We start from the raw sequence: 19,302 nt of genomic DNA on the forward strand, positions 1-19,302 counted from the left end.
CCACCGAGCCGCGGGCTGCGACCACGACGGTCAGCACGCCGACGACCATCATCGCGAACGGCAGGCGGGCGATGAAGGCGATGACGAAGTAGGACAGCCCGACCCTGCGGAACAGGCTGGGAACGGCGGGGACGGGCGAGGTGCGCGAAGAGGTCATTGCGGAACAGGTCTCTGGCGTCGCCGCACGAGGGGGACGCAGTCAGGTGCCGCCGCTTTCCGCCGGAAGAGCCGGCGGCCGGTAATGCACAACGGTGATCGGCCCAGTGTATCGGGAGCGCCATCGTTCGGCGCAGAGCGCATCTCCACGGAGCGCGCCGCTTCTCCTCCCGCCGCGGATGCGCTGGTTAGACTCGGTCGCATGCGCAACTACCTCTTCGCGAGCGGCCTGTTCAGCGCGATCACCGGTGGGATCGCGCTGCTGCGCGGCACCCGGGACGCGCCGATCACCTGGCGCGCCGTCCTGGCGTGGCTGAGCTGGGGAATCACGATCGCCCTCGCGGTCGGAGCCATCGTGGACTTCCGCCGCGACGAGCGCGGTGAGTCCGTGTCTTACGACTCCCCCGTTGCGCCGGTGCAGTACAAGCGCGCGAAGAAGGAGCTGAAGGCCGAGCTCAAGGCGCAGCGCAAGGCCGACAAGGCCTGACCCGGCGCATACTCGCGCCGGCTCGGACGAGCCGCTGCGTCAGACCAGATCGATCTGGTAGTGGATGAAGCCGCTGCGCTCGGCGACGCGGTCGTAGAGGCGCCGTGCCGTGGTGTTGCTCTCCGCGGTGAGCCAGTAGAGCTTGTCGCTTCCGGCGGCCCGCGCCGCCTCGGTCACGTGAGCGATCAGGGCGCGGCCGACTCCTCCGCCACGGACGGAGGGATCCACGAAGAGGTCCTCGAGGTACGTGTAGCCGGTCTTCGACCAGGTGGCCGGGTGCGCGAACCAGTGCACGATCCCGACCGCGCGGCCGTCGTCGTCGCGCGCGATCGCCCCGTGGATCTCGCCGGACGGATCCGTGATCCGGGCGAAGGTCGATGCGGTGACGTCATCGGCGAGCGCGGACTCGTAGAACGTCAGATACGCCTGCCAGAGCGGCAGCCAGTCGTCGCGGTCCGCCGCCGTCAGAGCCTGGATCGTGGTCATGCGCCGATCCTACGGGGCGGCGCTCCGGCCGCAGGACCGGGCGCCGCCGCGTCGTCTCAGCGCGTGAGGATGAGCGCCTCGCCCTGACCGCCGCCGCCGCACAGCGCCACCACCGCGGTGCCGGAGCCGCGGCGCACGAGCTCGTGCGCCATGTGCACGGCCAGCCGGTTGCCGCTCGCTCCGATCGGGTGTCCGATCGCGATGCCGCCGCCGTGCACGTTGACGATCGCCGGATCCAGGCCGAGCACAGCCTCGGAGCGGGCGACCACGGCCCCGAACGCCTCGTTGATCTCGACCAGATCCAGGTCTGCGGCGGTGATGCCCTGCTTCTGCAGCGCCTTCTGGATGGCGTTCGCCGGCTGCTCCTGGAGGGAGTTGTCGGGACCCGCGGTCTGTCCGCTGGCACCGACTGTGACGAGCACAGGCCATCCCTGGGCCTCGGCGTTGGCGCGCGTGGTGACGACGACCGCGGAGGCACCGTCGGAGATCTGCGAGGAGTTGCCCGCCGTGATGGACCCGCCCTCGGCGAACGCCGGCCGCAGCCCCGCGAGCGTCTCCACGGTCGTCTCGGGCCGGATGCCCTCGTCCGCCGTCAGCACCACCGGCTCACCGCGCCGCTGGGGCACGCTGACCGACACGATCTCGCCCTCGAACACGCCGCCGTCCCTGGCGGCGGCAGCGCGCTGGTGCGACCGGGCCGCGACCTCGTCCTGCGCCTCGCGGGTGAGCCCGAAGCGCGGGTTGTGCCGCTCGGTCGACGCCCCCATGCTCTCCTTGTCGTAGGCGTCGGTGAGGCCGTCGTACGCCATGTGGTCGAGCACCTCGACGGATCCGTAGGTCCAGCCGTCGCGGGAGCCCATCAGCAGGTGGGGCGCCCGCGTCATCGACTCCATGCCGGCGGCGACCACCGTGAGCGCGTCACCGGTGCGGATCATCCGCGCCGCGTCGATGATCGCCGTGAGCCCCGACAGGCATACCTTGTTCACGGAGTGCGCAGGCACGTCCCATCCGATGCCCGCCCCGATCGCGGCCTGCCGCGCGGCGTTCTGCCCCGATCCGGCGGCGAGCACCTGCCCGACGATGACTGCGTCGATCTCGGCCGGATCCACGCCGCCCTGCTCGAGCGCGCCGCGGATCGCGAACGACCCCAGCTGCGGCGCCGTGAACGGGGCCAGCTGACCCTTCAGACGCCCCTGCGGCGTGCGCGCCGCCGCGACGATGACGATGTCGGCTGCACTCATGGTCACTCCAGTCCTTCCGCGACCAGCAGCGTCGGCTGGGTCGCATCCTTCACATCCTGCACGCTCACGCCGGGCGCGAGCTCGACGAGCCGCAGTCCCTCGGGCGTGACGTCGATCACGGCCAGATCCGTGATGATCCGATGCACCACCGCGCGGCCGGTGAGCGGCAGCGAGCATTCGTCGACGATCTTCGCGGAGCCGTCGCGGGCGACGTGCTCCATCAGCACGATCACGCGCCCTGCGCCATGCACCAGGTCCATCGCGCCGCCGGGACCCTTGACCATCTTCCCGGGGATCATCCAGTTCGCCAGATCCCCCGTCGCGCTCACCTGCATCGCGCCGAGGATCGCGGCGTCGATCTTGCCGCCGCGGATCATCCCGAAGCTGAGCCCCGAGTCGAAGAACGCGGCTCCGGGCAGCGTGGTGACGGTCTCCTTGCCGGCGTTGATGAGGTCGGGGTCGACCGCGTCCTCCGCGGGATACGGGCCGACGCCGAGGATGCCGTTCTCGGACTGCAGCACGAGGGTCACGCCCTCGGGAACGTAGTTGGGCACGAGCGTAGGGAGCCCGATACCGAGGTTCACGTAGGAGCCGTCGGACAGCTCGCGGGCGGCGCGCGCCGCCATCTCGTCGCGGGTCAGAGCCATGTCAGGCCTCCCTTGTTCCGGCGGAGGCCGAGGGCCGCACGGTGCGCCGCTCGATCCGCTTCTCGATGTCGGATCCGACCTCGACGACGCGGTGCACGAACACGCCGGGCAGGTGGACGTGATCGGGGTCCAGCTCCCCCGGCTCGACGAGCCGCTCGACCTGCGCGATGCAGATGCGGCCCGCCATCGCGGCGAGCGGGTTGAAGTTGCGCGCGGCCTTGTTGAAGATCAGGTTGCCGTGCCGGTCTCCCAGGGCCGCGTGCACAAGCGCGAAGTCGGTGGTGATCGCCTCTTCGAGCACGAAGTCGCGCGGCTGCCCGTGCATCTCGAAGGTGCGCACGTCCTTGGCGGGCGACGCGATCGCGATCGACCCGTCGCCGGCGTAGCACCGCGGCAGACCGCCCTCCGCGACCTGGGTGCCGACACCGGTCTGCGTGTAGAAGGCGGCGATGCCGGAGCCCCCGGCGCGGAGCTTCTCCGCCAGAGTTCCCTGCGGCGTCAGCTCGAGCTCCAGCTCGCCGGACAGGAACTGGCGCTCGAACTCCTTGTTCTCCCCCACGTATGACGAGGTCATCTTGCGGATCCGCTGCGCGCCGAGCAGCAGACCCAGCCCCCAGTCGTCGACGCCGCAGTTGTTGCTCACCACGCTGAGCCCCGAAGTGCCCTGCACCAGCAGAGCCTGGATGAGCGCGCTCGGGTTGCCGGAGAGCCCGAACCCGCCGACGGCGAGCGAGGCCCCGTCCGGGATGTCGGCCACCGCGTCCGCCGCGGAGGCCCATTGCTTGTCGATCACTCGCCACTCCTTCGTGTGGGATACGACTTCCACTCTGCGCCGGTGCGCCGGGGCGTTCAAGCCCGCGCTTGCGATGTGGTCACCCACGTCAGTAGCGTCCACATCATGGAACAAGCGTCGCCCGCAAAGCGCTCGGTACCCGGCGCCCAGGCGATCGCGCGCGCCGCGGAGCTGCTCCGCCTCGTCACGGCCGCACCCGACGGCGCCGCGCTGCAGCGGCTCGCCGCGACCTCGGGACTCAGCCGCTCGACCGTGCATCGGCTGCTGTCGGCACTGCGCGCGGAGGGCCTCGTGGACCAGGATCCGCAGACCGCTCTCTGGATGCCCGGACCGGAGCTCTATCTCATGGGAACAGTGGCCGCGGCGCGCTACGACATCACCGAGCTCGCCCGCGACATCGTGCGCTCCCTGGCGGTGAAGACGGAGGAGAGCGCGTTCCTCTCGGTACGGAGAGCGGATGAGACCGTGTGCCTTCTGCGCGAGGAGGGCGCATTCCCCATCCGCTCCTTCGTGCTCAGCGAGGGGGTGCGCTTCCCGCTCGGCGTCGCCAGCGCCGGGCTCGCGATCCTGTCCTTCCTGCCCGACCACGATGTGGATGCCTATCTCGGGCGGCACCCCGAGCTCGGCGAGCGATGGGGACGCACGCACACCGAGACACCGCTGCGCCGTCGCCTGGCCGAGACCAAGGCGTGCGGGTACGCGGTGAACCCCGGGCTCATCGTCGAGGGCAGCTGGGGCATGGGGGCCGCGGTGTTCGACCGCGACGGTCGTCCGGAGTGGGCCCTGAGTCTCACCGGAGTCGAGTTCCGCTTCGGCCCCGATCGCCTGCCCGCGCTCGGACGGACGCTGCTCGCGCACGCGCATCAACTCTCCGCCCGGATCGCCGGCCGCGCCGCGCGCTGACCGCCGGGGCCACCGGCCGAGCGCGTCGACGCCCCGGCATGGTCGCTCCGTTCACTGGTCGCGTAATGCGGTTCTGATTGCGCCAGAACCGCAATCTGCGACCAGTGAGCGTGCGAACCCTTGCCATATGCATACCATTGGATATATACTTCAGGTATGAATCACGGCGAGATCCTGCAGTCGATCGTGTTCTCGACGCACACGCTCACCCGCATCGCCGCTCAGGAGGCCGGAAACGACGCTCCTGCCGCGCAGTGGCGGGCACTGAGCCTGCTCGACGGGCAGGACGGGCAACGCGTCGGAGAGCTCGCGAAGGCGAGCCGCACCACGCAGCCCGGGATGACCCGGATGCTCGGCCAGTTGGAGCACGAGGGGCTTGTACTGCGCTCCCCCGACCCCGAGGACTCCCGGGCGACGGTCGTGACGATCACGGCCGACGGGCGTCGCGCCCTTCAGGCATGGCGCGAAGAGTTGCAGCAGATCCTCGCGCCGCGATTCAGCGACCTCGACGACACGGACTGGCAGCACCTGGCCCGCGCCGCGGAGATCCTGCGCACGCATTCGCTTCTGGAAAGGACAGCACGTTGAGTACCACCGGTTCCTCGGTATCGATCTGGAGACAGCCCGCACAGGTGTGGGCGGTCGCCTTCGCCTGCGTCGTGGCGTTCATGGGCATCGGATTGGTCGACCCGATCCTCCCCGCCATCGCCAAGTCCCTCGAGGCGACGCCCGTTCAGACCGAGCTGCTGTTCACCAGCTACCTGCTCGTCACCGGTGTGGCGATGCTGTTCACGAGCTGGATCTCCAGCCGCATCGGGGCCAAGGCCACCCTGCTGATCGGCCTCGCGCTCATCGTGGCCTTCGCGCTGTTCTGCGCGCTGAGCGGCAGCGTCGACGCGATCATCGGCTTCCGCGCCGGCTGGGGCCTCGGCAACGCGCTGTTCATCTCCACGGCGCTCGCGACGATCGTCGGCGCCGCCAGCGGCGGCTCCAGCGCCGCGATCATCCTCTATGAGGCCGCCCTCGGTCTCGGCATCGCGATCGGACCGCTGCTCGGCGGGCTCCTCGGCGAGGTCGCCTGGCAGGGACCGTTCTTCGGCGTCGTGGCACTCATGGCCATCGGCTTCATCGCGGTGCTCACACTGCTGCGCGGACCGTTCGAGAAGCGCGAGCCGGTGCCGTTCTCCGCGCCGTTCAAGGCTCTCGGCCGTCCGGCCCTGAGCGTGCTGGCCGTCGCCGCCCTGTTCTACAACATCGGCTTCTTCGTGCTGCTGGCGTTCTCGCCGTTCCCCCTCGGGTTCAGCGCTATCGGCATCGGCCTGACCTTCTTCGGCTGGGGCATCGCGCTGGCGGTCACGAGCGTCTGGGTGGCGCCGATCCTGCTGCGCCGGATGCCGATCACCCGGATCATCCTGTTCGTGCTGCCGCTGCTGGCGATCGACCTGATCGTCGCCGGAGTCCTGGTGGCGACCCCGATCGCGCTGGTGATCTGCATCATCGTCGGCGGTCTGCTGCTCGGCATCATGAACACCGTGCTCACCGAGGCCGTCATGGAGGCGACGGATCTGCCGCGCTCGGTCGCATCATCGGCCTACTCCGCGGTGCGATTCATCGGCGGCGCCGTCGCTCCTCCCCTCGCCGCGCTCCTGTCCCACCTGTGGGGTGACACCGTGCCCTACCTGTTCGCGGGGGTCTCCGTGCTCATCGCCGCACTGGTGGTGCTCTTCGGGCGCCGTGCGCTCGCGCACATCGACCGTGGCTCGCACGATGCCGCAGAGGATGCGGAGGCGATCCTCATCGGCGACGCCGCCTGAGGATCCGCACCCGACCCGAACGGGTGCCGCGAACGGCCCGTCCCGCACAACGCTGCGCGGGACGGGCTTCGTCGTCGGTGCCGGGCTCTACGCTGGAACCATGCTGATCGGTGTCATCCGCCCTGTCGAATCCAAGACCCACACCGTGCAGGCCGAGGAGCTGGACGAGATCCAGGATCTGCTCGCCGCCGAGACCCCGAAGGGATGGCAGCTCGCCTCGGCCCCCGTCGCGATGGCCAAGAAGGACACCGTGCTGACCGCGGAGGGGACCATCGTGCGCCGTGACGGCGTGCAGGAGATCGAGGCAGACGACATGCCGGCGCTCGAGGCGAAGGTGCCGAGCGGCTATCAACTGCTCTCGGTGCGGGTCGTCTGAGCGCCGGAGCCGATCGTGACCGACCTCGAGGCGATCGCGGCCGACCTGTACGCGGGTCCGCCCGGCGACTTCGTGTCCGCGCGGAACGCCCGCGCGAAGGAGGCGGAGGACGCAGCCGTCGCCGATCGGATCCGGGCCCTGCGAAAGCCGAGCGTCGCCGCGTGGGTCGTGAACGTCTTCGCCCGCGAACGAGCGCAGCAGCTCGACCAGTCCCTCCGGCTGGCCGACGAGCTGCGGGAGGCGCAGGCTGACATCGACGCGGTGACGCTCGCCGAGCTCACCCGCCAACGCCGTGCGCTGACCGAACAGCTCGCCGCCGAAGCCGCCGCCCTGGCGACAGCGCGCGGCGAACGCATCACCACGGCAACCCGCGACGCCGTCCGCCAGACGATCACGGCTGCATTCTTCGATCCCGCCGCCGCCGCGGCCGTCGCATCCGGCCGGCTCGTGCACGAGCTCGAGCCGTCGGCCGAGTTCCCCCTCGACTTCGACACGATCCTGGGCGGCGGCGCACCGTCCGGCCGCCCTACCCCGCCCGAGCCCGTGGACGAGGTCAAAGCCCGGCGGGAGCTGCGGAAGGCCCAGGCCGCATTGCACGATGCCGAGCAGGCTCATGTGCGCGCCACGCGGGAGCTCGGCGCGGCCGACCGCGATGTGCGGGACGCCTCGGGGCGTGCGGCGCAGCTGGACACGCGGATCGCCGACCTCGAGGCCGACCTGGTCCGCGCGCACGCCGCCGCGGTAGCCGCGCGCACCGAGGCCACCGCTGCTGCAGACCGCCGGACTCAGGCCGACGACCGTGCGACGGCGACCGAGAAGGCTGTCGAGGCCGCACAGCGCGCCGTCGATGCGCTGAACGCCGAAGCCTGAGCCGGCCCGGCCTGAGGCGCCTCACCGACGCTTAGCGGCCCAAGGGGCGACTCGTCAACCCCACCCCTTCACCGCCGGATCTGTGGGACTCTAGAGGAGTTCCCCACATGCGATCACTCGGATCGCGCCTCTTGGCACGGGTTTCCGTGGCGACGAACAGGCGAAACGGGTGACCCCTCATGGGCGTACTTTTCTACGGCAGTGCCGAGCACGCGATCGAGATCGACGACGTCGCTCTCGCACACCTCAAGGTCGTGATCGCGACCAAGCTCCGACGGAACGAGAGCTTCACGCTGTCGTGGATGCACGACAGCGGCCAGCCCCTCGGCCGGTCCACGATCTGGCTGCATCCGTCCATCGAGCTGCGGTTCGCGTTCGAAGAACCGACTCCCCCGCCGCTCGATCCGGCGAGGATCCAGGCATACGCGAACTCCGCGAACACGTCCGGCGGCATCCTCGTCCCGGAAGAACACATTCTCGGATCGAGCCGCGGTGTCGTACTCACGGCCTGAGCTCGCCGGCAACCCGCAGGAGTGATCAGCCTGCTCCGTCCCGGTGCGGGCCTCGAGCTCCCTGGAGCGCAGAAAAGCCCCGGTAGATGGCGAGATCTAATCGGGGCTTATCCGTGCACCCCCTCGGACTTGAACCGAGAACCCACTGATTAAGAGTCAGTTGCTCTGCCGATTGAGCTAGAGGTGCGTATCTGGCCGGTTCCCCGGCCGAGGAATCACATTACCAGCGGATCCGACGGAAGCGAAATCGGGGCCGGGTCCGCGTGCATCCCTGGCGTGTCGTCCGCCCGGAGTGCGCTCTGGGCCGCGTTCGCCCAGGGTTCCTCCGCTCGCCGCCGGTATCCTGAAGACGTGTCTGAGACCCGCGCCGAAGCCGATTTCCAGAGCGACCTCGACCTCGCTCTCCGCCTTGCCGATGCCGCCGACGCGCAGTCGCTGCCGCGCTTCGACGCCGCAGATCTGAACGTGTCGCTCAAGGCCGATCGCTCCCACGTCACGGATGCGGATCTGGCGACGGAGCGCGCGATCCGGGAGATCCTGCAGGCCGAGCGCCCGGAGGACGGGATCCTCGGTGAGGAGTACGGCACCTCGGGCGACACGCACCGGCAGTGGATCGTCGACCCGATCGACGGCACCGCGAACTTCCTTCGCGGCGTGCCCCTGTGGGGAACGATGATCAGCCTCGCCGTCGACGGTGTGGCCCGGGTCGGTGTCGTCAGCATGCCGGCGCTCGGCCGACGCTGGTGGGCCGCCCCCGGCCTGGGCGCCTGGGCTTCGACCGATGCGGAGCCGCGCCGGATCCGGGTGTCGGAGGTCGCGGACCTGGATGACGCGAGTGTGAGCTTCCAGAGCATCTCCCAGTGGGACGAGGCCGGGCATCTCGACACGCTCATCGCCCTGAGCCGGCGCGTGTGGCGCGACCGCGCCTACGGCGACGTGTTCTCGTACATGATGCTCGCCGAGGGCCGCATCGACATGGTCGCGGAGTTCGGCGTCAAGGAGTACGACATCGCGGCGGCTTTCGCGATCGTCGCCGAGGCGGGCGGCACGGCCACGGCGTTCGACGGCGCGCCCACGCTCTCCGGGCGCTCGGCGCTCGCCACGAACGGCGTCTTGCACCCGGCGTTCCTGGAGCAGTTGTGCACGTCGGTGGCGCAGCCCGACCCGGCGGGACTGCAGAGCCCGGCCGCTCCCTGATGCGCCTCCTCGCACGCGTGGTGCTGCCGCTGGGGCTCGCTGTCGGCGTGCTCACGGCAGCCACCGCGTGCGGCGGCGGCGCCTCCCCCGGCGTCACGGCCAAGCCCACGCCGGACGCGACCAGCACCGTCCCCGAACCGGCGGCGCAGCCGTCGACGGATGCGCCGGCGACCCCTCCCGCCGCGCTGAGCTGCGAGACCCTGATCCCGTCCGACACCGTCGCCGCCCTGCACAAGCAGGGGTGGGCCGCGATGAAGCGCGACTTCGCCTTCGGGCCGGATGCGCTGCCCGGCGGCATCGAGTGCCTGTGGTCGGATCCGGCCACCGCCTCCGACCACGGTCTGCTGTACGGGTGGGCGCCGATCTCCTCCGCCGAGGCGAAAGCCCGCCAGGAGCAGCTCATCGCATCGGGCTGGACCCGTGAGGACAGCGACCGGGGTGTGTACATCACGGCCGATCCGCGCGCCTCGCTCAGCAAGGACGAAGACGGTTACGGCATGACCTACCTCTTCGGCCCGGGCTGGGTGACCGTATCCGATACGAAGCAGGGCCTGGTCCTGATCGAACCCCGGGGATGATCGCGAGTTGCCCGCCACCCCGCGGCCTTCTACTGTCGAGAGCGTGATGGCAGATGCGCTCCAGTCCGCGTGGTCCGACGTCGCGAGCCAGGATCCGGTGCGCATCGCCCAGGCCCTCGACGCCTTCCGCGGACTGCTCCCCCAAGCGCTGATGACCGAAGGCGAAGGCGGCGATGCGCACCGCAGCGCGCTGCGCGGACTGGCCTACGGCCTGGACGAACTCGGCCGCGAGGACGACGCCCGAGAGCTGTACCGCACGCTCGCAGAGGTCTGCGAGACCGCTCTCGCGGATCAGGCGATTCTGAAGGAGCACCGCCAGCAGCTCTTCGACGACCGCCTCTACGCCCGCGCCGCCGAGCAGATGGTCGGGCAGACGTCGGCCTCCGCCGCCGTCGTGGCGGCGCTGGACGCCCTCATCGCCGAGGGCGAGCATGAGCTCGGCGGCGCGCACGGCCGCGTGCTGTGGCTGCTGGACCGGCGCGCCCAGCTGCTCACCCGGATGAACCCGGCGGAGGGTCTGCATGCCTACGACCTGCTCATCGCCCGCGCCGCGGCCGCGGACGAGCAGAGCGAGAACCACTTGACGGCGCTCGCAGCGAAGGCCACGGAGCTCTCCCGGCTGGACGAGGACGAGCAGTCCGCCCTGCTCTGGGGACAGGTGCTGGACGGGCGCCGTGCGTTGCTGGGAATGGACGCGCCTGCCACGCTCGACGCCTGGTGGTGGCGCGCGAGGACCCGCTACTGGTCGGGCGACGCGTCCGGAGCCGATGCCGACCTCTCGCTGCTGATCCCGGCGCTGCAGCGGCAACGCGGTGAGGACGACGCGCTCACCCTGGACGCGATGAAGTTCCGCACCACCACACTGCGAGTGCTCGCCCACGACGGAGCGATCGCCGAGGATCCGCTGCCACTGGTGCGCCGGATCGCCGTGCTGGAGACCGCGCGCTTCGGCCCGGGCGCCGACCAGGTGCTCACCTCCCGGATGATGGCGGTCGAGGTGCAACTCGATCGCGCGGACAGCCCAGGAGGGTGGCCCGGGCTGATCGCGGAGGCCCGTGAGATCGTCGACGACACGGCGGATCGCCCGCCGGGCTCCTCGCTCGCGCTGCGCTCGCGCGACCTCCTCGCCCGCGTGCTGCGCGACGCCCGCGAGCAGGAGCCGTCGCCTGCGCTCATCGAGACCGCGCTCGCCACGGCCGTCGCCCGATGCGCGCATCTCGACCGTGCTGTCGAGGGGCTGCCGCGCGCCCGCGTCGCGGCGGAAGCCGATCCGGGGTCAGACACGGATCCGACGGCCGACGCGGATCCGGATCCGTCCCTCGCCACGCCGCAGCAGCTCGCGAATGACATCGCACACGCATGGACCGATCTGTCCCGATGGCACGAACCGCACTCCCCCGAAGCCCTGGACGCGCTTCGGGCAGGCGCCGACCGACTCCGCGGGTTCGGCGCTGCCGGGCGCCGGAGCGAGATCGACGTGCGGGACGACCTCGGCTCAGCCCTCCGCGATGCCGGCCGTGGATCCGACGCTCTCGCCGAGTTCGAGCGGTCGCTGGAACTGGAGCTGAGTCTCGCCGCGGAGGCGTCGACCGCCGAGGACCGGCACACCGCCGCGACCAGGCTCGCGCAGTCCCGGTACGCGCTCGGCGCCACGCTGCGCGGTATCGGACGCAACGCGGAGGGCGAGGCGCTGCTCGCCGACGCCATCGAGATCGCGCAGCACGATGGCGCGGCCCCGCGGATCATCTCCGAGCTCCGGGACACCCGAGCGCTCGCCCTGCAGGATCTGGGACGCAGCGACGAGGCCGCCGCCGAGATGCGTGCGCTCTACGAGGCCTCGGGGGATGTCGGCCACGCGATCGACCTCGCCGCGGTGTATCTGCGCAGCGACCGCGCCGCCGAGGCGGAGGCGCTGCTGCGGCCCGTCCTGGCCGAGTTGGAGGCGGAGGGATCCGCCGAGACCGCCCAGGCCTCCCGCGTCATCGGCAATCTCGCCCTCGCCGCGTGCCAGCTCGGCCGCGATGCCGAAGCCGCGGCGACCTACGACCGGCTGTACGGGCTGCAGTCGCGCATCCTCGGCACGGAACACCGCGACACTCTCATCACTCTGCACAACCGTGCGCAGGAGGAACGGCACCTCGGCCGCTTCGGCGAGGCGGTCCGTCGCTTCGAATCGGTCCTCGCACGGCGCACGGCCGCTCTCGGCGCCCGCGATCCGCACACTCTCAGCACGCTCTCCGCCCTCGCCGGCACGGTCGCCGATGCCGGCGACCTGCCCCGCGCCAGGGAGCTGACCGAGCGCGTCGTCGCAGAGACGCGAGAGGTCCTCGGCGAGACGGATCCGCAGACGCTGCACCGCATCCGCGATCTGGACGGGATCCTCGCCCGTCTCGGTGATGCGCAGGAGGACAGGGATGCCCTCGCCGCTCAGGTCAGGGCCGGGTTCGCCTCCGCAGGTGGCGCCTCGGACGATGACGGCGCGTCGCCCGGGCTCGCGGCGCTGCGCTACGCCGACCACCTCGCCCGGCAGAGTCGCTACGGCGATGCCCTCGTCGAATACAGCCGCGCCCGCGACGCGCTGAGCGCGAGCGCCGGCATCGACTGGCTGCGGGCCGAACGCGGCGCCGCCGAGTGCTCGAAGCGGCTCGGCGCATACCGTGAGGCCGCCGACGCCTACGCGCGCATCGTGCCGCAGCTCGAGCGGCTGCTGCCCGGCGACCGGTGGGCCCTGGCAGACGCACTGAACGACCGCAGCCTCGCTCTGTCGCATCTGGGACACGTCGACGAGATGGCCGACGTGCAGCGGCGGGCGATCCAGGTCGCCGACGGCGCCGGCTCCGACCCCGGTCGGGCTGTGCAGCTGCGCATCTGGCTCGGTCGACGCCTGGCCGAGGCCCAGCGCTTCCCGGAAGCGCTCGCGGCGTACGACGATGCCGCCGAGACCGGCACCCGAACGGTCGGCGCGGAGCACGCGATCACGCTCGACGCCACCGACGATCGTGCCGAGACGCTGATCTCGCTCGGACGGCATCGCGAGGCGCTGCGGATCTACCGCACCAACATCCCCGCCATGGAGCGCGTGCTCGGCGCCGACTCCGCGGCTGTGCGACGCGCTCGCGGCAAGCAGAAGGCGTCCGCCCAGCAGACCTCGAAGACCCGCTCGGCGATCGTCGGCGGAGTGATCGTGGCCGCGATCCTCGTCTACGTCATCGTGTCGCGGATGACCTGAGTGACAGGCTACTGAGCGCCGGCGCCCTCTACGATCGGCTGCATGACCGTTGTGATCGTCGAGTACGCCGCCCTCCCTCCGCGCTCGTGGAAGAACGGCCGCGGTGTCACCCGGATCCTGTTCGACGACGCCGACGCCACGGACGCATGGACCTGGCGGATCAGTATCGCCGAAATCACCGGCACGCAGCCGTACAGCGCCTACCCCGGAGTGCACCGAGGGCAGGTCGCACTCGGTCCCGGTGCCGTCGACCTGGTGATCAACGGCCGGAACACGGTGCTGGCGGTCGATGAGGTGATCGAGTTCGACGGCGAGGACGAGGTCACCGCGACACCGCGCGAGGCCGGATTCCTCGACCTGAACGTCATGACCCTCCGGGACACCTGGGATTCGACCGTGCAGGTCACCGACGCCCCGACGTTGAGTGCCGGGCCCGGAGGTCCGACGGCGCTGATCGCCCTCGACGACAGCAGCACGCTCGATGACCGACCGCTCGCGCGCCTCGACGCCGCCCTGCTCGGGCCAGGCACGACCTGCGCGCTGCGCGGCCGTTTCGTGGCGGCGCGACTGCGCCGGAACTGAGGCGCGCGCGAAGAAGCCCCTGCGGTCCGTGGCGAAGACACGGGTCCCAGAGGCTTCTCGCAGTGACAGCGGCTTGGTTCTGACGAGCGGAGCTCGTGGTGGAGCTGGGGGGAATCGAACCCCCGTCCAACGCTGAGTCTCCACGCCTTCTCCGGGCGCAGTCTGTGCAGACGTTCTGCTCGGCTCCGACCTTTGTCACAGACACCTAAGTCGACAAGCCCAGCCTGGGAAGAGTCCCACGTGACGTCCAGACGCCGTCACGCAGCAAGATTCCTAGATGACGCCAGGATCCGTATCGGAATCACATACGGCCTGACGGACTATCGGGCTCGCTTACGCAGCGAGGGCGAAGTCAGTGCGCTTTGCATTGGCACTTATTGTTTTGCAGGGAGCGTTCACGAGATAACCCTGCATCCTCGGCCCGCTTCTCGTGGATTCACAGGCGCTGTCGAAACCGATCAGCCCCGTGGTCCTTCTTGCGAAGGAGCCGCTGTCACTCTGTGGAATTACCATCGGGCACGTGAAGCACCCGAGCATCACAGGCTACAACGATTGAGACGCTCGCGCCATTCCGAGCGTCGCGCAAGGCGGCACCCCGAGCCCCTTCCCGGGGTACCGCCACTGATCAGCGACGACAGCGTCGCGCGATCAGTGCCCGCCGCTGCCGTTGCACGCCACCCCCGGTGACGGCACGAACTCCTTCAGGCCGGCTTTCACGAACGACCCGTAGGACTGCACGCCGTGATACCTGTCGACGCCGCCAGGGCTCTGATTGCCCCGCACCGCGATGGCGTCGTCGTCGAAGCCCGGAGGGTTGTTCTCCACCGAGTCCATCCTGTCGAGCCCTGAGTAGGCGCATTCGGACGCGGCGTGGGACGGTCCGGATGTCGGATCTCCGTTCCCGTTGGTCTCGCCTGCATATGCCGCGCTGGATCCCGCTGCAACGAGCCCCAGCGCGATCGCACAGGCGATCGCCAGTCGTTTCATCTGGTCTTCCTCCTTCACGCAGTTCTCTTCGCCGTGGCGCGGAACTGCGCCGCGGTGGCCGAAGTCTACGCGCGCACCGAGGTGGCGTGAAGGGCGGGCGGGCATCACACCCGCCACGGGGGGGGCGTCGTCGTGGTGGTCTCTCCAAGACGGCGAGATGGGGCCGTGCCGTAGAGTCGCGGCATGAGCGAGGTCGTCATCACCGTCCGCGGCGAGCACGAGGTGCGGATCGCGCCCGAGCGCGCCATCGTCACCCTGTCCGTCGCACTGGACGGGCCCGACCGCGAGGCGGTCGTCTCCCGGACTCTGGCACTGGCCGACCCGGTCCGTGCGAGCATCGTCGCGCGCGAGGGATCCGGCGCCGTCGAGTCGTGGTCGAGCCGCCGGCTCGCCGTGCGCTCGGAGCGCCCCTGGAGCAATGACGGCACGCGGCTCGCGCTCGTGCACCACGCCTCGGTCGACTTCGCGGCCACCTTCACCGACTTCGCCGAGCTCTCCACCTGGGTGGCCGAGGTGTCCGGCTGGGACGGCGTCTCCGTGTCCGGAACCTCCTGGATCCTCACTCCTGAGACGCGAGCACGCGTCGAGCAGGAGGTCGCCGCCGAGGCAGTGCGAACGGCGGTCACGCGGGCCGGCGCCTATGCGATCGCGCTGGGCCTGACGAGGGTCGAGCCGATCGAGATCGCGGATGCCGGCCTGATCACCGACCACACCGCCGCGGACATGGCCCCGAAGGCGATGCGCGCGTTCGCCGCTCCCCCGTCGGGCGCCGGGCTCGAGCTACAGGGCGACGACCTCACCGTCTCCGCGACCGTCGAGGCGCGGTTCGTCGCGGCCTGAGCGGCGACGGACCGCGCCTCGCGGGCGGTCTCGGACTCAGGCCCGCCTGCGACGTGCGACGATCACGGTGATCGCCCCGGCCAGCAGCAGCACGAGCGCCGCACCGAGCGCGGGGAACGGATCCGCTCCGGTCGCCGGCAGCGCCCCCGCCCCTGTGCCGCCCGGGACCGTCGTCGGCGCGGGCGCCGGCGTGATGCTCGGGGACGGCGTGGGGGTCGGTGTGACCGCCACCGGCGTCAAGACGAAGTCCTGGCCCTCGATGAGCTCCCCGGCATCCGTGAGCGTGACGGAGCGGCTGACCGGCGTGGCGCCGGTGTACCCGTCGGGCACGGTGACCGCGATCGTATAGTCCCCCGGCAGAAGGTCGCCGAGGACGTAACCGCCGTCGCCGTCCGTCGTGACCGTGACGGCACCGTCGGGCCCGGTCACCGTGACGGTGGCGTTCGCGATCGCACCGCCGTCCTGCGCGGTGACCGCACCCGCGACGGATCCGAGACGGGCGAGTGCGAAGTCGACGTCGGTGACGTCCAGCGCCCCGACCGTCTCCGCGCGGGACGCGTCGCCCGAGACGGCATAGCCCTGGGGCGCCTGAACGGCGACCGTGTAGTCGCCGGAGGGAAGCCGTGGGAAGGAGTAGGTGCCATCGGCGGCGGTCACGGTCTGCGCCGTGCCGCCCGGACCGTCCGCCGTGACGACCACTCCGCCGACTCCGTGACCTGCTGCGGTCACGGTGCCCGACAGCGTCGGCAGCTCCTGCAGGACGAAGTCCTTCCCGGTGATCGGCGTCTCGTCGTTGCCCGGCACGGTGAACGGGCTCGGCGAGGAGATCACCGAATAGCCGTCGGGTGCGGTGATGGTGACCGCGTGGATCCCCACGGGGACGTCGTCGAGCAGATAGGTGCCGTCGGCGGCTGTGACGACCGTGCGTCCGCCGTCGAGCGTCACCGTCGCACCGGCGACCGGATTGCCGTGCTGGTCGCGCGCGGTTCCCGACACCGGAACCGGAACGATGTCACGCACCGAGAAGTCGGCCGTCCCGTCAGCGTTCGAGACGTCGACCGTACGGGAGGGGTCGTCGGAGATCTTGCCCGTCGGCGGCGTGATCTGCACGCGATAGCCGTCGGTGGCCAGCACATCGGGGAACGAATAGGTGCCATCGGTCGAGGTCGTGGCCTCACCCAGAACGGACCCGTCGGATCCGATCAGACGCACGACGGTGCCGTCCGAGGGCCCACCGGCGCTCGTGTCTGTCACGGTGCCCGAGATCGTGCGCGTGATGGCCGCGAACCACGTCTGGTAGACCGGGAACCCGGCGCGGCGGGTGAACGCGAACGTCAGGGAGGCGATCGGCGCGTTCGGTTCGAACCAGGCGGACGCCCCGCTCGTGTCCGTGGCGGTCGGGTTGCCGGTGAGCGTCGTCGTGGCGGGGTCCCAGCTCGGCACGTCCGCGGCATCGCCCGTGCAGGACGGCTTGCCGGCGAGGCCGGGGGCGCAGTAGTTGAACCCGCCGCGGAAACCGAGCTGTGCGCCGGTGAGCGTCTGCCCGTCAGGACCGAGAGCCGTGATCCGCACCTTGTCGGCGTCGATGTCGCCCAGCACGAACGTCCAGTTGACGGTCGGCGTCGGTCGAGTGAAGGTGTAGGTGGTCTCGGAGGGAGACGTGGCGTTGTCGGCGCGCGGGCGCAGGTTCAGGTACTGCTGGTCGCGGCTGCTGCCGTACTTCGCCCCGACGTCGGTCGATGCGGCCAGCCAGACGCTGGCACCGGAGATCACACCGACGGATCCGCCGCGCGAATCGCTGGTGTAGTCGGCCTGCAGCTGCGGCGAGGCGATCTGCACGTGCCCCGAGTACGCGCCGCTGGCCCCCTGCATATCACCCCAGTCGGCCCAGGGCGTGCCGGTCGCGGCGGAGGCGGGCGCGCCGAAGGCGAGGGCGGTGAGCGCTGTCAGAGCGGCGGCGGCGAACGCGACGGTACGTCTCATACCGATATGTTGGCAGAGATCCGCGCCCGCCGCCGCCCAAGGCGCCCTCCGACGAGAAGACCTCGATCGCCCGGAAGCGCTCGCGGCCGCCGCCCTCAGACCGCGAACGGCGCGAGTTCCGCCGCGAGCCGCTCGTTGACGTGCGCATGGATGCGGGTCCCCGCCTCCTCGTGCGCGACGTCGATCAGCAGGCCGGTCTCGTGCACCGCCGCGACGAGATCGCCGCGGTCGTACGGCACGACGGCACGGATCTCGACGGCCGGCTTCGGCAGCACCTCGTCGATCGCGGCGCGCAGCTCGGCGATGCCCTCGCCGCTGCGGGACGACACGAAGTGGGCCCCGGGGACGAGCCCGCGCAGCACCATCCGCTCATCGTCGCTCAGCAGATCGGCCTTGTTGAACACGATGATCTCGGGGATGCTGCGCGCTCCCACGTCGCCCATCACGTCGCGCACCGTCTTGATCTGCCCGGCCGGATCCGGGTGGGATCCATCGACGACGTGAACGATGACGTCCGCGTCGGCGACCTCTTCGAGGGTCGAGCGGAACGCCTCCACGAGCTGGTGCGGCAGGTTGCGCACGAAGCCGACGGTGTCGGTGAGCGTGTAGACGCGGCCGTCCGTCGTCTCCGAGCGGCGCACGGTGGCGTCCAGCGTCGCGAACAGGGCGTTCTCGACGAGCACGCCCGCGCTGGTGAGAGCGTTGAGCAGGCTGGACTTGCCGGCGTTCGTGTACCCCGCGATCGCCACGGAGGGGATCGTGTGGCGCTTGCGCTCAGCGCGCTTGGCCTCGCGGGCGGGCTTGAAGTCACGGATCTGCTTGCGCAGCATGGCCATGCGGGTGCGGATGCGACGGCGGTCGAGTTCGATCTTCGTCTCACCGGGTCCGCGCGAGCCCATGCCCGCACCGCCGGCGCCGACCTGGCCACCGGCCTGACGGCTCATCGACTCGCCCCAGCCGCGCAGCCGGGGCAGGAGGTACTCGAGCTGCGCGAGTTCGACCTGCGCGCGCCCTTCGCGGCTCTTGGCGTGCTGGCTGAAGATATCGAGGATCACGGTGGTGCGGTCGATGACCTTCACCTTGACGACGTCCTCGAGGGCACGCCGCTGGGAGGACGCGAGCTCCGTGTCGGCGATCACCGTGTCGGCGCCGACCGCGGCCACGATGTCCTTGAGCTCCTGGGCCTTGCCGCGACCCAGGTAGGTGGCGGGATCCGGGTGCGGCCGACGCTGCAGCAGGCCGTCCAGCACGACGGCACCGGCAGTCTCGGCGAGCGCGGCGAGCTCGCGCAGGGAGTTCTCGGCGTCCTCCTGCGCGCCCTGCGGATACACGCCGACCAGCACCACGTTCTCCAGTCGGAGCTGGCGGTACTCGACCTCGGTGACGTCCTCGAGTTCGGTGCTCAGGCCTGCCACGCGCCGCAGCGCGTGCCGGTCCTCCACCTCCCACTGCTCGCCGTCGGCGGAGGTGTAGCCGGCGGTGGCCGTGTCCTGCAGCGCCTGTGCGGATCCGAAGACGTGCGATTCCGCCCGTCGCTCCGCTGCTGCCAGGACGCGCTCGACCGCGTCGCCGTGCTCGTCTTGTGTCGTGGACTGCGTCATCCGCACCTTTCTCGTGCCCG

At 70.7% G+C, this 19,302-nt stretch carries 19 protein-coding genes, 1 tRNA gene and 1 other RNA gene; 12 read left to right on the top strand and 9 right to left on the bottom strand.

Annotated elements, in window-relative coordinates:
* The first annotated feature begins 358 nt into the window (after positions 1–358).
* A complete protein-coding gene (locus AC1DMN_RS13850) occupies positions 359–643 on the top strand; it encodes a hypothetical protein (protein ID WP_440732074.1) in 285 nt (94 codons plus the stop codon).
* A gap of 39 nt (positions 644–682) precedes the next feature.
* On the opposite strand, the gene AC1DMN_RS13855 is transcribed toward AC1DMN_RS13850, so the two are convergent.
* The 4 genes from AC1DMN_RS13855 to AC1DMN_RS13870 are packed head-to-tail and all read right to left on the bottom strand — an operon-like array spanning position 683 to position 3,810.
* Positions 683–1,129 carry a GNAT family N-acetyltransferase gene (locus tag AC1DMN_RS13855; protein WP_440732075.1) on the bottom strand — a complete coding sequence of 149 codons (447 nt, stop codon included), beginning with the start codon at positions 1,127–1,129 and terminating at the stop codon, positions 683–685.
* 56 nt (positions 1,130–1,185) lie between these two features.
* Complete coding sequence (locus tag AC1DMN_RS13860) at positions 1,186–2,370, bottom strand: acetyl-CoA C-acetyltransferase (protein ID WP_477230845.1); 1,185 nt, start codon at positions 2,368–2,370, stop codon at positions 1,186–1,188.
* 2 nt (positions 2,371–2,372) lie between these two features.
* Positions 2,373–3,017, bottom strand: coding sequence for a 3-oxoacid CoA-transferase subunit B (locus tag AC1DMN_RS13865; protein WP_441976073.1), 645 nt, complete (start codon positions 3,015–3,017; stop codon positions 2,373–2,375).
* Between the two features lies 1 nt (position 3,018).
* Complete coding sequence (locus AC1DMN_RS13870; RefSeq protein ID WP_477230632.1) at positions 3,019–3,810, bottom strand: CoA transferase subunit A; 792 nt, start codon at positions 3,808–3,810, stop codon at positions 3,019–3,021.
* A 105-nt stretch (positions 3,811–3,915) separates the two neighbouring features.
* Between AC1DMN_RS13870 and AC1DMN_RS13875 the strand changes: the two genes are divergently transcribed.
* The 6 genes from AC1DMN_RS13875 (at position 3,916) to AC1DMN_RS13900 (ending at position 8,285) form a co-directional block, all read left to right on the top strand.
* Positions 3,916–4,713 (top strand): IclR family transcriptional regulator, encoded by a 798-nt coding sequence (locus AC1DMN_RS13875; RefSeq protein ID WP_477230633.1) that lies wholly within the window; start codon positions 3,916–3,918, stop codon positions 4,711–4,713.
* A 156-nt stretch (positions 4,714–4,869) separates the two neighbouring features.
* On the top strand, positions 4,870–5,301 hold the full coding sequence (locus tag AC1DMN_RS13880; RefSeq protein WP_477230634.1) for a MarR family winged helix-turn-helix transcriptional regulator: 432 nt from the start codon (positions 4,870–4,872) through the stop codon (positions 5,299–5,301).
* The gene (locus AC1DMN_RS13885; RefSeq protein ID WP_440732080.1) at positions 5,298–6,527 is read left to right on the top strand and encodes an MFS transporter; all 1,230 of its coding nucleotides are present in this window, start codon (positions 5,298–5,300) and stop codon (positions 6,525–6,527) included. Before AC1DMN_RS13880 ends, AC1DMN_RS13885 begins: the two co-directional genes overlap by 4 nt.
* Before the next feature lie 100 nt (positions 6,528–6,627).
* Positions 6,628–6,903 (top strand): hypothetical protein, encoded by a 276-nt coding sequence (locus tag AC1DMN_RS13890; RefSeq protein ID WP_440732081.1) that lies wholly within the window; start codon positions 6,628–6,630, stop codon positions 6,901–6,903.
* A 15-nt stretch (positions 6,904–6,918) separates the two neighbouring features.
* The gene (locus tag AC1DMN_RS13895) at positions 6,919–7,773 is read left to right on the top strand and encodes a transposase (RefSeq protein ID WP_477230635.1); all 855 of its coding nucleotides are present in this window, start codon (positions 6,919–6,921) and stop codon (positions 7,771–7,773) included.
* Between the two features lie 179 nt (positions 7,774–7,952).
* A complete protein-coding gene (locus AC1DMN_RS13900; protein ID WP_440732083.1) occupies positions 7,953–8,285 on the top strand; it encodes a DUF7882 family protein in 333 nt (110 codons plus the stop codon).
* Positions 8,286–8,399: 114 nt separating this feature from the next.
* Here the strand turns inward: AC1DMN_RS13900 and AC1DMN_RS13905 are convergent.
* Positions 8,400–8,472: transfer RNA gene (locus AC1DMN_RS13905), tRNA-Lys, on the bottom strand.
* Positions 8,473–8,636: 164 nt separating this feature from the next.
* Here AC1DMN_RS13905 and AC1DMN_RS13910 point away from each other — a divergent pair.
* The 4 genes from AC1DMN_RS13910 to AC1DMN_RS13925 are packed head-to-tail and all read left to right on the top strand — an operon-like array spanning position 8,637 to position 13,871.
* Positions 8,637–9,482, top strand: coding sequence for an inositol monophosphatase family protein (locus AC1DMN_RS13910; RefSeq protein ID WP_477230636.1), 846 nt, complete (start codon positions 8,637–8,639; stop codon positions 9,480–9,482).
* Positions 9,482–10,060, top strand: a complete 579-nt coding sequence (locus AC1DMN_RS13915; protein ID WP_477230637.1) for a hypothetical protein — start codon at positions 9,482–9,484, stop codon at positions 10,058–10,060. Before AC1DMN_RS13910 ends, AC1DMN_RS13915 begins: the two co-directional genes overlap by 1 nt.
* 46 nt (positions 10,061–10,106) lie before the next feature.
* Positions 10,107–13,289, top strand: coding sequence for a tetratricopeptide repeat protein (locus AC1DMN_RS13920; RefSeq protein WP_477230638.1), 3,183 nt, complete (start codon positions 10,107–10,109; stop codon positions 13,287–13,289).
* Between the two features lie 42 nt (positions 13,290–13,331).
* Complete coding sequence (locus AC1DMN_RS13925) at positions 13,332–13,871, top strand: HutD/Ves family protein (protein WP_477230639.1); 540 nt, start codon at positions 13,332–13,334, stop codon at positions 13,869–13,871.
* Between the two features lie 96 nt (positions 13,872–13,967).
* On the opposite strand, the gene ssrA is transcribed toward AC1DMN_RS13925, so the two are convergent.
* Both ssrA and AC1DMN_RS13935 read right to left on the bottom strand, forming a co-directional pair.
* Positions 13,968–14,337: a transfer-messenger RNA gene (ssrA, locus tag AC1DMN_RS13930) on the bottom strand.
* A gap of 182 nt (positions 14,338–14,519) precedes the next feature.
* Entirely contained in the window at positions 14,520–14,858 is a 339-nt protein-coding gene (locus AC1DMN_RS13935; RefSeq protein WP_441976064.1) for a hypothetical protein, read from the bottom strand.
* A gap of 183 nt (positions 14,859–15,041) precedes the next feature.
* Here AC1DMN_RS13935 and AC1DMN_RS13940 point away from each other — a divergent pair, with 183 nt between their 5' ends.
* The gene (locus AC1DMN_RS13940; protein WP_477230640.1) at positions 15,042–15,698 is read left to right on the top strand and encodes an SIMPL domain-containing protein; all 657 of its coding nucleotides are present in this window, start codon (positions 15,042–15,044) and stop codon (positions 15,696–15,698) included.
* A 36-nt stretch (positions 15,699–15,734) separates the two neighbouring features.
* Here AC1DMN_RS13940 and AC1DMN_RS13945 read toward each other — a convergent pair whose 3' ends face one another.
* Positions 15,735–17,681 (bottom strand): MSCRAMM family protein, encoded by a 1,947-nt coding sequence (locus AC1DMN_RS13945; protein ID WP_477230641.1) that lies wholly within the window; start codon positions 17,679–17,681, stop codon positions 15,735–15,737.
* A 95-nt stretch (positions 17,682–17,776) separates the two neighbouring features.
* Positions 17,777–19,282 (bottom strand): GTPase HflX, encoded by a 1,506-nt coding sequence (hflX, locus tag AC1DMN_RS13950; protein ID WP_477230642.1) that lies wholly within the window; start codon positions 19,280–19,282, stop codon positions 17,777–17,779.
* Positions 19,283–19,302: the final 20 nt, after the last annotated feature.

The organism is Microbacterium sp. 01T413_2 (assembly GCF_056398985.1).